General features: G+C 61.1%; 10 protein-coding genes and 1 pseudogene. 3 read left to right on the top strand and 8 right to left on the bottom strand.

What is annotated here, in order from left to right:
* Window positions 1-4: 4 nt before the first annotated feature.
* From ACRYLO_RS12925 to ACRYLO_RS12960, 8 genes and pseudogenes are all read right to left on the bottom strand, one after another.
* Window positions 5-391: pseudogene (locus ACRYLO_RS12925) on the bottom strand (tryptophan 7-halogenase); the annotation flags it as partial.
* Between the two features lie 194 nt (window positions 392-585).
* The gene (locus tag ACRYLO_RS12930) at window positions 586-1,191 is read right to left on the bottom strand and encodes a GntR family transcriptional regulator (RefSeq protein ID WP_482660532.1); all 606 of its coding nucleotides are present in this window, start codon (window positions 1,189-1,191) and stop codon (window positions 586-588) included.
* Complete coding sequence (locus ACRYLO_RS12935; RefSeq protein ID WP_482660533.1) at window positions 1,178-2,491, bottom strand: MFS transporter; 1,314 nt, start codon at window positions 2,489-2,491, stop codon at window positions 1,178-1,180. Before ACRYLO_RS12935 ends, ACRYLO_RS12930 begins: the two co-directional genes overlap by 14 nt.
* Before the next feature lie 8 nt (window positions 2,492-2,499).
* Entirely contained in the window at window positions 2,500-3,672 is a 1,173-nt protein-coding gene (locus ACRYLO_RS12940; RefSeq protein WP_482660534.1) for a mandelate racemase/muconate lactonizing enzyme family protein, read from the bottom strand.
* A complete protein-coding gene (locus ACRYLO_RS12945) occupies window positions 3,659-4,438 on the bottom strand; it encodes an SDR family oxidoreductase (RefSeq protein WP_482660535.1) in 780 nt (259 codons plus the stop codon). Before ACRYLO_RS12945 ends, ACRYLO_RS12940 begins: the two co-directional genes overlap by 14 nt.
* On the bottom strand, window positions 4,435-6,069 hold the full coding sequence (locus ACRYLO_RS12950) for an MFS transporter (RefSeq protein ID WP_482660536.1): 1,635 nt from the start codon (window positions 6,067-6,069) through the stop codon (window positions 4,435-4,437). The genes ACRYLO_RS12945 and ACRYLO_RS12950 overlap by 4 nt, the downstream gene beginning before the upstream one ends.
* A 2-nt stretch (window positions 6,070-6,071) precedes the next feature.
* Entirely contained in the window at window positions 6,072-8,387 is a 2,316-nt protein-coding gene (locus ACRYLO_RS12955; RefSeq protein WP_482660537.1) for a beta-galactosidase, read from the bottom strand.
* A 37-nt stretch (window positions 8,388-8,424) separates the two neighbouring features.
* The gene (locus ACRYLO_RS12960) at window positions 8,425-9,474 is read right to left on the bottom strand and encodes an SMP-30/gluconolactonase/LRE family protein (protein ID WP_482660538.1); all 1,050 of its coding nucleotides are present in this window, start codon (window positions 9,472-9,474) and stop codon (window positions 8,425-8,427) included.
* Between the two features lie 28 nt (window positions 9,475-9,502).
* Between ACRYLO_RS12960 and ACRYLO_RS12965 the strand changes: the two genes are divergently transcribed.
* The 3 genes from ACRYLO_RS12965 (at window position 9,503) to kduD (ending at window position 12,443) form a co-directional block, all read left to right on the top strand.
* Window positions 9,503-10,657, top strand: a complete 1,155-nt coding sequence (locus ACRYLO_RS12965; protein WP_482660539.1) for a mandelate racemase/muconate lactonizing enzyme family protein — start codon at window positions 9,503-9,505, stop codon at window positions 10,655-10,657.
* A gap of 92 nt (window positions 10,658-10,749) precedes the next feature.
* Window positions 10,750-11,688: a zinc-dependent alcohol dehydrogenase gene (locus ACRYLO_RS12970; protein ID WP_482660540.1), complete on the top strand. Its 939-nt coding sequence runs from the start codon at window positions 10,750-10,752 to the stop codon at window positions 11,686-11,688.
* The gene (kduD, locus tag ACRYLO_RS12975) at window positions 11,685-12,443 is read left to right on the top strand and encodes a 2-dehydro-3-deoxy-D-gluconate 5-dehydrogenase KduD (protein ID WP_482660541.1); all 759 of its coding nucleotides are present in this window, start codon (window positions 11,685-11,687) and stop codon (window positions 12,441-12,443) included. The genes ACRYLO_RS12970 and kduD overlap by 4 nt, the downstream gene beginning before the upstream one ends.
* Window positions 12,444-12,491 lie beyond the last annotated feature (48 nt).

Below are 12,491 nucleotides of genomic sequence, written 5' to 3' on the forward strand. Positions count from 1 at the left end.
TGTCAGCCGCCTCGATTGCATTGACACCGGCTGCGATGTGCTGGACCCCAAGGACGCGCGTACGATGATCCTTCAGGAGTTCAGAGAATGCGCCTGCGTCCAGATGGTATGCGTAATTGGCGATCGCCTCATATTCAGCGGTGGTGATCGACTTGGGCGCGCGCCCTGCCTCGCATAGCGCTTCTTGAGGACAGACCGCATTTGCGAACGGCCGGGCCCCCTTTTCCTCCAGCCAGTGGCGAGCGACATTGTCTTCGTAGTAATCCTGAGGCAGGATCAGCGGATGATAATAGGCATCGGTGGACGAACCATTTGCCCAGCTCACGAACTTGGCGTCCTGCTTGAACGACGCGCTACAGTGGGTCAGGAAATCCGTTTCGCGAATGCCCATCGCTCGCAGCGTGCGCCGAATCGTCGGCAAAGCCCTCTCCCACGCCTATAATCGGAACGTTCGGAGACTCGATCACCGTGATCTAAAGCGGTCGCGCATCGTCCTTGCGAAAGCGCGCGGCGAGCGTTCCTGCGGTGATCCAGCCGGCGGTGCCGCCGCCAATGATAATGATCTTCGCGAGTGGTTCTGGCGCGCTAGCGAATATTCGCTTTGAGCGCGACAGCCGCCGCGCCACCACGCCCCTGGCGAATGGCGGCAACGATTTCGCGGTGTTCTGCAATTGACTGATCGGGAGACGAGAGCCGTTGATAATTCATCCGCATGCGCATGATGATCGGCCGCCAGAGGTTTGTTAGATCCTCACCGCCCGCTTCATGGACGATCAGGCGGTGAAAGGCGATGTCGGCCCTAGTGACTTCCATGAAGTCGCCGGAATGAAGCTGGATCGAGAGCTCGTCGAGGGCGGCCTCGAGACGCGCAACGAACTCGGGCGATGGATCGCTCGCGACCCGTCGCAATGCGAACGTCTCGATCTCGAGACGCATCTTGATCAGGATCGCCTGGATATCCGGTGAGGCCACGTCGTTGACGCGCGTGTCTCGGTTGGCCCGCATGACCAACATACCTTCTTTCGACAGTTCGAGCAGAACGTCGCGGATTGGCCCGCGCGAGACGCCAAAGCGCTGGGCAAGCGCCTCTTCGGTCACCTTCTCATTAGGTGCCAATAACCCTGCAATGATATCGGTCCGCAACCGGTCGGCGATCTGCTGCCGAATACCCATGACCTCAACATGCGCCATCTAGCTTCCCTCCCCGCCCCCGGACCCGCGCGGCCGCCGTCTGGGGGATGCGTTCGACACGACCGACCAGCCAAATGTACGATGCCATGCCAAGCAGAGCGACCGCAGCGATGTAGATCAGTGCGAATGTGAAATTCTGCCCCCGGATCAGCAAGCCGATTGCGAGCGGGGTCACGACAGCCGAGAGCCCCCCGGAGAAGTTGAAGATACCGCCGATCAGGCCAATATGATCGCGGGGCGCCATTAGCGACACAAAGACCCACGCAATCGACGCCATGCCATTGCCAAAGAAAGCCAAGGCCATGATCGTGATCGCGATCGTGTCGTTGCGAACCCATGCCGCGAGCGGGATAGTGCATGCCAACAGCATCCCAGCCACGACAGGCGTCTTCCGCGCAAAGTTCACCGAAACGCCTCGCCGAACGAGCTGATCGGAAAGCACGCCGGCGAGCAACACACCGCCCATCGCCGCAATGAATGGCATTGCCGCCATCCAACCTGCATCGCGCAGTGCAATCCCGCGACTGGAAACGAGATAGGACGGAAACCAAGTCAGAAAGAAGATCGAGACGCTGCCGATACAGAACTGACCGATATAGAGGCCCCAGAGCTGCCGGCTCGCAAAGCCGATGCGAAGATCCGCAAGACTGTTCCAGAACGCAGGCCGGCTGCCGCCCTTCCACGAAAGCAAGGCGTGCCCCGACCGGAGCTCTTCAAGCTCCGCAGAAGACAAGCTAGGGTCATCGAGCGGATCGCGATAAATCCGATACCAGATCGCCGCCCAGCCAAGGCCCACCAACCCGCACGCGATGAATAGAGCCTGCCATCCGAACAGTCCCTGAAAGATGAATAACAGCGGGGCCAAGGCGGCAAGACCCAGATATTGACCGGATGTATAAGTCGCTATGGCGCCGGCTCGCTCGCTTTCGGGAAACCAGCTAGTTACGACGCGATTGTTGATTGGAAAGGAAGGCGCTTCAAGCAAGCCGACAAGGGCGCGACAAAGGACCAGCGCGAAAACCGATCCCACAAACCCTTGCGCGATCGTCGCCAGCGACCAGCCCGCAAGCAGCACCGGGTAGAGAATGCGCGGCGAAATGCGATCAGCAAGGAGTCCGCCTGGTATTTGCAGCAGCGAATATGTCCAGGCGAATGCCGAGAATATGAGACCGAGCTCAACCTTGTCGAGCTGGAGATCGCGCTCCAGTTCGATTGCCGCCACCGCGATGTTGGTTCGATCGAGATAATTGATCACGACCGTCACGAACACCGCAGCCAGAATAGCTCGCCTGCGCTTCATCCGCGAAATCACCAATTGGTGTAAGAGCCATCGGGTTTGTAGCGCCGGGGCGGTTCCCAATAGGCGAATGTCGCAGCTGCGAGGGCATCCTCGTCGACCTCAATGCCGAGGCCCGGTCGCTCGGGAAGCCGAAATACCGTGCCTTCCAGCCGAGGCCGCACCGGAAACAGGCGGTCGTAAGCCGATGTGTCGACTCCGTAAGGATCAACCTCGCACCAGGAAAGGTTCGGGATCGCCGCGCACATCTGAATCGTTGCCGCGGTGCACACCGGTCCAAGTGGATCGTGCGGCATCACATCAATATAGTGGAGCTCAGCCAGGGCCGCGATCTTCATCGCCTCGGTGAACCCGCCGACGTTGCAGATGTCGATCCGGGCAAAATTGGTTAGTCCGGATTCAAGATAAGGCGCAAAATCCCATTTCGAAGCGAACTCCTCGCCTACCGCGAAGGGCACGTCGCACATCGATCGTAGGGTCCGATAGGCGCTGGGCGATTGTTGCCGAATTGGCTCTTCGAGAAAATCGAGGGTCCCAGCCGGCATGCGCTGGCAGAACGACGCGGCCTCGGCAACCTGCAAGCGATGATGAAAATCGATTCCGAGTGCGACGTCACCGCCGAGCTCGGCGCGCAGTTCGGTCAGGACTGATGCGGCACGGGCGAGCGCTTTGCGCGGGTCATAGGTCTGTGCTGTGCCCGCATCCCCGACTGTCGCGCGGATACAGTCCCAACCAGCGTCCCGCAGCGCCCGGGCGTCCTCGATCAGCCGATCATCATGTAGCGCTGTGCTGGTGATAAAACACGGGATATGCTCTCGCTGGGCACCCCCCAGCAACTGATGGACCGGAACGCTATGCGCCTTCCCCGCAATGTCCCACAACGCGATATCGATCGCGGAAATCGCGGCCGTGATCGTCCGCCCGCCCTCAAAATACTGTCCGCGATACATTTCCTGCCACAAGGCACCGATTTGCCTCGCGTCCCGGCCGATCAGGAATTGGGCGAAATGTCCGACCATCGCCGCGACGGCCTGCTCGCGACCGGACAGCCCCGATTCCCCCCAACCTGTCAGTTCCGCGTCCGTTTCCACCTTTACGAGGCAGATGTTGCGATAGCCCGCCCAGACGGGATAGGCAGTGATCCCGGTGATTTTCATTACCCAGTGACCCTCACTTGAGCTCATCAGTGCGGCATAGCTGCACCGCCATGCCGTGATCGGCGATTAGGTCCGCGCCGTTGATCGCTGCCGCCCCATCGGATACGAGAAACGCCGCAACGGCGCCGATTTCATCGACCGTTGCGAACCGATTGTCGGCGTGCATCGCGTTAAAGCCCCGCTCGAGATCGGGCGTACCATCGATTACTTTTTGCACAGCCTCAGTCCGCGTCAGACCAGGGCTAAGCGTGTTCACACGAATACCCCGTTGCCCGAGGCTCCAGCACATCGCGCGCGTCATCGCAGAAATGCCGCCCTTGGTGGCGGCATACATCTCATAGCCAGCGACGCTGGCCGCCGAATGGTTGGACGAAATGTTGAGGATCGAAGAACCCGACTGCATCATGGGCGCTACCGCCTGAGCAAGCAGGAAGATGGAGCGGACATTAGTCGCCCAAAGCCGGTCGAGATCATTGAGAGGAAAGCTGAGGAAATCGCCTTCGATTGTGATGCCCGCATTGTTGATCAGTGCATCAACCCGGCCATACCGCTCCCGCGCCGCATTGGCGAACGCGACGATGCTTTGCGGGTCGGCGACGTCAAGCTGACAGAACGCTGCCCGTCCGCCCCGCGCTTCCAGTTCGGCCGCCTTGCTTTCACCTTCCGCGCTGCGCTGTCCGAAGAACACCGTGGCGCCCTGCGCGCAACATGCCTGGGCGATGCCCCAGCCGATTCCGGCACCCCCGCCGGTGAGAACAACGATCTTGTCTTGAAGGGCAGTGGAACGTTTCACGAGGCAGCCTTTCTTGTGGCAAGGTTCGCGGCGATGTCCTCGATGGTTCGCCCTTTTGTTTCGGGCAGCATGCGCCACAGCGCGGCAAAGCCAAGCGCCACGCACAGGGCATAGGTTCCAAATACCGAGGCGGCCCCGAAATTGACGAGTTGCCAGGGAAAGAGCTGCTGCACGAAATAGTTGATCAGTGCGGTAAGCAACGCGCAAGCGGGGATGGCGACACCGCGTACCCCGGTCGGGAATATCTCCGCTAGAATGACCCACATGATCGGACCGATCGAAAATTGGAACGCCGCAACGAACGCGGCAATGCCGATCAGCACGACCCACAAATTGATCGATGTCGCCGCCTTCAGCAGTTCGGCTTCATGCGTTTGCGCCACTGACTTCCCAAGCGCACCGTTCAATGCATCCTTCAACGCAACGTCGTTGTCGAACGTCACGCCGACAAGCGGCGCCAATGCTGCGCGGTCGATCTCGGCAGGCAATTGCGCGACCTGCTGCGTATCGATTCGATAGGTCGCCGACGCAAAGGACAGCGAGCAGGCAAGCAGGCTTACCGCCGCGATTGCGAGCCCCCCTAGAAGGATGGTCCGACGACCTATGCGATCGATGAAGACCAGCGCGAGCGAAGTTGCGATGATGCTGAATACCCCGTTCACGACCGGCACCAGAAACGACGCGTCAGCGCCGACGCCCGACTGCTCGATGACATAGGGCGCGTAGAACATGATCGCGTTGATGCCCGTGGTAGGCTGGACCGCCGCGATGATGAGACCGATGATCGTCGCGCGGATAATCGTAGGCGAGAACATACGCGCCAGGCTCTGCCAAGAGCTCTCTTGCTGCCCGGAGTTTTGCGCGAGTTCCGTCTGGATCATCACGTCGATTTCGACAACAGATCGTTCGGCCTCTCCCGCCGGCACCAGACCGCGCATTACACACGCAGCTTCCGCTCGGCGGCCCTTGAGAAGCAACCAGCGCGGACTTTCCGGGATCCTGTGCAGGAATAGGATCCACAGGATCGAGGGCGGGATCTGCACCCCCAACATCCATTGCCAGGTATAGCGATCCATCCCGGTTGCCACCGCGATGCTCGAACCGCTCGCGACCCAGCCCTGAATGAAGTAATTGGCGAGATATGCGGCGAAAAGGCCGACGACGATATTAAGCTGATTTACCGCGACCAGCAATCCGCGCTTGGCCGGCGGCGCGATTTCGCCGACATACATCGAGGACACCGACAACGACGCGAAGGCGAGTCCGCCAAGAAACCTGAATGCCACCAACTGCCAGAGCGTCTGGGAGAAAATCGCGCCCACCGCCGATATCAGGTACAGCCAGCCGATGATTAGAAGCGTCTTGCGGCGGCCAAGGCGGTCGCACACAAATCCCGTGATCATGAGCGCGAATACCACGCCAAGACCCGGCGCGCTTACTGCATAGCCAAAGCCAATGGCGTCCGCACCAAGATCGCGCATGACATAGGTTTTCGTGCCCGACACAAGTGCTGCGTCGAGACCGAATACGAACCCGCCGAAACAAACCATGATGGCGAGAAACAAGGCCCGGCGGTTGGTGTCGATGCTGGAACCGGTCGGTGCGACCCCAGTCGTGATCGGTCCTGCCATGTTCAATTCCCGTAGCGGCGGCTGTAGAGGTCGGTGTTGAACCGCTTTCCAGCGGCGACCATCTCAGGATAGGGCATGTCGGTGTTGGTCACCCAACCGACATTGTAATTCTCGCCATCATAGGCTCGCCCTGTCACCGGATCGTCGACATATTGGAACCAATGAGCCCCGACCATCACCGGATTGGCGAGGATCGAATTCATATATTGCTCATAGATGCGCCCCCGGTCCGTCTGGTCGCTCGCGACCACCAGTCCGGGATGGTACAGCCCAGTATCGGACGTCGAGCCGATGTGAAACTCGCCGATGATCGTGGGCCGGTCGAGCTTTTTGAGGAAGCCCCACGTGTCTTCGTGAAAATCCTCCCGATAGACGTTGTAGCTGAGCACGTCCGAATATTTGATCGCCGCCTTGGTCACCTCTTCCGGCATGCCCCACTCGGCCATCCGTACGCCCATGTACATATGATTGGGCATCACTCGCTTGATCTCGTCCCGCACGGTCCGGAAATAGGTTTCTGCATAGTCGGTGAACAGCCAGGACAAGTCCGCCGTCGCAGATGCGACATCGGGCACCGAAGCGCCGGCGCCGAACGATCCCCATGAGGAGAACTGCGTCCTCCATGCAGCGTTCAGCGCATCGATCGTTTTATATTTGCTACGCAGCATTTCCGCGAAGCGCGCCTTGGCCGGGCTATCTGCAGCGGTCTTCGCCAAAGCGTTCAGTACTACCGCATAACGGTTGCGGTCGGTGTCGATCCGGCCCCAGCTCTTTTCGTTGTCCACGAACACACCGACGCACCAGGGCGATTTCTTCACTTCGCGGTCGATTTGCTCGATGGTCAGGCGGGCACGCCGCTTGAATTCGGGATCATAGACATCCGGCAGTGGCGACCAGTAATCGAAACCCGATGAAAGGGTCTTGAACTTGCCGATGATCCAGCCATTGGCGAAATACGGCATTTTCTGATTGTCGTAGTACATCGGGTCAATCCAGTTCCCGAACGACGTCATCCCCCAATCCTTCATCCGGTCGAGGGTCACCTGGCGCCAGGTCGCCATATAGCCTTCACCGTAGCGACGTTCGAGATTGGCACCATAAAAGCTGTAGATCTCGCCATGTTCGAGCGGCCCTTGGTGGAAGGTGCGCCGATAGCCGTAATGCTTGCCGAGCGGCTCTTCATAGGATGGGAGCCATTTGAACATCTGCCGCCGGATGGGAGACGCAAGAAATCGCGTGGCGCGCACACCGGGCGCGACAGGCGCGAAGTCCCGCGAGTCCTCGGGTGTCAGCTCTTCGGGATCGATTTTGCGCACGGATGGATCGGTGAAGTCGTAGCCGGTCACCGTTTCGAGGTTCGCCATCCGCACATTGGCGATGCCGCTCGAGAAGAACAGGTGTCCCTCGGGGTCGACCAGCCACCATTTGTCCTTGACCTTCTCAGTCCTGAAATAGCCCGTGCCGCGAAGCTTGGGTCCGCTCGCCCAGCCACCGAAGCGCGAGCGGTCGGGTGGCCCTTTCGACGTCGCAAGCTCGGCTAGCTCCTTTTGGGCGGCCGCCTTGAGTTCGCCTTCGGAATGGATCTTGATCGGATAGTCCAGCTTCGCGGCTTGACCGAACCGATCCACGATATCGGTGATGAAGAAAGGATCTGTGGGCGGGTTGCGGCGCACCCGCAAATTGTCGAAGATCAGGCTTCGGGGAGTCGTCAACGACTGAGTCTTGATCGTGATACTGGCAATGCGGGAGAGATCGAGAGCCTTGGTACCCGTGCGCCAGAACATCTTGGCCTCATTGCTCGCCCAACCGGGCGGCACTTCGCGCATGCCGCTATTGACCATCGCCTCAAAACCGGAAAGCACGGCATAGGCAGTGATCGTCTGACCGGCCGGGATCATCGTCATCCCCATCTGCGACGCACCCGCGGTGTCCGTGACGACGACGAAGACCTGAGTCGAAATCCGGGCCGGGTTATGAATGTCGAATGCGAGATTCACATCGCCCATGCCCGTAAAGTCCCATGGCGAAGACGGCCGGAACGTCACGACATCCTCAGCGCGGGGCTCGAAATCAACCTTGAGGGCCCTGCCCCCATTCGATGCCACAATCTTTGTCGCAACGTGGTCGGTTTCCATCGCCACCGGGCGGGACGATTCGAAATCCTCGAGGACCCGAACAATCGGCTCGTGCGCGACGGCGGGCTGGGCCAATGCCACGCCAGCAGCCGAAACGCAGAGCATTATTCGCAGGGCGCGATCACGCATATTCTCTCCCCTTGATCTATCAATTCTCCGTGCTTGTCGCCTCACAAACACCATATGTCAATTGTCTACAATTGACCTGACGGCATTTGGATCAGGCGCGCAGCGCCACGCGCAGAAGACGATCGTTCGCAGTGACGAAGAGGTGTCGCCCGCGCGAATCGAAACAGCAATTCCCCGTCGGCACGCCCGTCGCAATGCGACCGAACAGTTCGCCTTGGGGCGAAAGAATGGCAACGCCGCCCGGTGCAGTGGCAAATAACGTTCCATCCCGCGCGACCGCAATGCCATCGGGCATCCCAGGACTGCCGTCAGCCTGCAGACTGCGCATATCGAACAATAGCCCACCGCGCAGCATGCCCCGCCGACCCAGCTCATAGCAAACGATGCGCGGCGCCGTCTTGTCTGACACCGACACGTAGAGCAACTGGCCATCGGGCGAGAGCGCGATTCCGTTGGGGAAAGACAGGCTGGCGTCGAGCACTTCAATCTCTCCGGCCAGGCGACGGCGATAGACTCCCGCGAAGCTGCGCTCGCGCAACGAGGAGGCGTCTCCTTCGGTCAGTCCCGCAGTCGGATCGGTAAAGTAAGCGGTGCCGTCTGGTGCGAGAGCTAGATCATTCGGACTGTTGAACGCGCCCGCAGTGCCTGACGCAATCCATGGCTCCGTTCGTCCGTCGGCAAATCGATATTTCAGGATGGAGCGGGAGTCCTGATCGCAGATCAGGAGGCTGTCGTCCCAGGCTACATAATACAGGCCGTTGGTGCCGGGCATCACACCGCGTTGCGCTTGGCCGCTACCCGCCGGCGAACGCCATAACTCGACGCCGCGCTTTGGACTCCAGCGATAGATGCGGTTGGCGGGAATGTCGGAGAAATAAAGGCACCCGCGACGCGCGTCCCATGTCGGTCCTTCGGCCCAGCGAAACCCCTCGCCCAGCACGTCAATGGAAGCCCCCGGGGCAAGGTATTGCGCGAGGCGAGGATCATGCCACTCGATTCGCAGCTCGGAAGCGCGGGCCTTGCTCGCGACCGCCGGGACCAACATCGATCCCGCCAAACCCTTCAACAACGATCGCCGCAGCAAATACGCCTCCGCCCTTGATTTCGACATAAGCTCATGCCAGTTGTCGACAATTGACATATAAGTCGACAATTGACAATTGGGGAGGATGGTAGGGGTGAAGAGCGCGGGTACCGCGATTGACGGGGAGCGATTGGCGATAGCTGGCGGTGCGGCGCGGATCGTGGCGGTCGAGCCGGTGCTCTACCGCGTGCCGCTGGCCGAGGCGCTGGTCGATGCGGGGCACGGCCTGCACACCCATTTCGAGCTGGTCACCTGTCGCATCATTTGTGCCGATGGGATCGAGGGGGTCGGCTATACCTATACCGGCGGGACCGGCGGCACCGCGATCCACGCGCTGCTGCACGACGACATCGCCCCGCTGCTCCACGGCAGTGACGCGCAGAGCCTCGAGGCGCTAGCGGCGCGCATGCGCGCCACGCTTCATTATCTGGGCCTTGGCGGCATCTGCGGCTTTGCCATTGCCGCTGTCGACATCGCGCTATGGGACATTCGCTGCAAGCGACTGGGCAAGCCGCTCTGGCAGGTCGCTGGCGGCACCGATCCTGCCGTGCGCTGCTATCGCGGCCTCATCGACCTTGGCTATTCCGACGATCAGCTGCTTGCCCGTGTCGCCGCCGAGTTCGACGCCGGCCACAGCGGCATCAAGCTCAAGGTCGGCCGACCCGACATCGCAACCGATATCCGCCGCGTGCGCGCCGTGCGCGAACTGATCGGGCCTGAACGCGCGCTCATGGCCGACGCCAACTATAGCTGGGACGCCGACGCCGCCATTACCTTTGCCCGCGGCGTCGAGGACATGGACCTCGCCTGGTTCGAGGAACCCGTCGCCCATGACGACCTCGCCGCCTATGCCAGCGTCGCCGCCGCCACCCCCATCCCCCTCGCTTCGGGCGAAAACCTGCGCACGCCGGCCGAGTTCGACCAGGCCATCGCCCATGACGCCATCGCCATCCTCCAGCCCGACGCCTCCAACATCGGCGGCATCACCCCATGGCTCGAGGTCGCCCGCCGCGCCGCCGCCGCCGGCAAACCCGTCGCCTCGCACGGCATGCACGAACTCCACGTCTCGCTCATGGCCGCCATCCCCAATGCCGCGGCACTCGAAATCCACTCCTTCCCCATCGACGCATACACCACCAACCCAACCACCATCGCACTCGGCCAAACCATCGCCCCCAACACGCCAGGAACCGGCGTCACCTTCAACACCCAACTATTGAAAAACCACAGGATCGGATAAGCGTTATGTCTCTCAAAAGCGCCGTTTATATCGAGAAGGGCCGCTTCGAGCTGGCCGAGGGCACGCAGGTACAGCCCGAAACTGGCGAGGCTATGGTTCGCGTCGGCTATGTCGGGCTGTGCGGCACCGACCTGCACGTCTACCACGGCTATATGGACCACCGCGTCTGCCCGCCAGGTGTCATCGGGCATGAAATGTCGGGCGTGATCGAGGCGCTTGGCACGGATGTCGACGGGTTTGCCGTTGGCGACCGCGTAGTGGTGCGCCCGCTCGACTATTGTGGGAAGTGTCCGGCCTGCACGGCAGGCCATTCGCATATCTGCCACAACCTCAAATTCATGGGAATCGACACGGCTGGCGCCCTCCAGTCTTATTGGACGGTCAAGGCTCGCACGCTGCACAAGCTTCCTGAAAATGTCGATCTTCGCCGCGGCGCGCTGGTCGAACCCTTGGCGGTGGCATGCCACGACGCGGCCCGCGCGCGTGTGGCCGCGGGTGAAAAGGTCGTGGTTCTCGGCGGCGGTCCAATCGGCCAGCTGATCGCGCTGGTGTCCCGGGCGCGCGGCGCTGAAGTGCTGATTTCCGAACCGAACGCGGTTCGCCGCAATTATGCCACCGACGCTGGGTTCGCGACTTTCGATCCGACCGCCGGTGATCTTGCCGAGTATGTCATGGAATGGACGGGCAGCAAGGGCGCCGAAGTCGTGTTCGAAGTCGCCGGCGTTCAAGCGACAGTTAGCGCCATGACCGAAATCGCGGCCGTGCGGGCTCGCATCTGCATGGTCGCCATCCATTCGACCAAGCCGCAGGTCGATCTGTTCCGGTTCTTCTGGCGCGAACTCGAACTGGTCGGCGCGAGGGTATATGAAGCAGCCGACTTCGACACGGCCATTGAATTGATCGCCAACGGCAAGGTCGATGTCGACGCGCTCATCACCTCGGTTCATCCGATCGATCACGTACAGGCGGCGTTCGAGACGCTAGATAGTCCGGATCCCGGCATGAAGACGCTGCTGGAGTGCGATGCATGAGCGCCGCAATGTTTGATCTGTCGGGCAAGGTCGCGGTCGTCACCGGCGCGAACACCGGCATTGGCCAGGGCATCGCAGTTGCGCTGGCCGCGGCAGGTGCCGATGTCGCCGCCGTCGGCAGAACCCCGGCGGACGAAACCACCGCCCTAGTTCGCGAGCAGGGCCGTCGAGCCGAGTTGATCTCCGCCGACCTGTCGACGATCGAACCGATCGGTCGCGTGATCGACGAGACGATCGAGAAGCTTGGGCGAATTGACATCTTGGTCAACAACGCCGGCATCATCCGCCGCGCAGACAGCATCGATTTTACCGAAGCAGACTGGGACGCGGTGATCGACACCAATCTGAAATCGATGTTCTTCCTGTGTCAGGCAGCCGCCCGGCCGATGATCGCCCAGGGCGGCGGCAAGATCATCAACATCGCCTCGATGCTCAGCTTTCAGGGCGGAATCCGCGTTCCCAGCTATACTGCGTCCAAATCGGGCGTCGCCGGACTGACCAAGCTGCTGGCGAACGAATGGGCGGCAAAGGGCATCAACGTCAATGCCATCGCCCCAGGCTATATCGCGACGAACAACACGGCCGCGTTGCAGGCCGATGAGGTGCGCAATCGCCAGATTCTCGAACGCATCCCCGCCGCGCGATGGGGTGCTCCCGATGACCTGGGCGGCGCGGCGGTGTTTCTGTCGTCGGCCGCAGCCAACTATGTTCAGGGCCATGTCCTCGCCGTCGACGGAGGATGGCTCGCGCGATAGGTCGCTGCCCCCCCCGGTCGTAGGATGGGCGCACCTGGTCGGTGCGCC

The sequence above is a fragment of the Sphingomonas sp. SDUR79 genome (assembly GCF_056821745.1).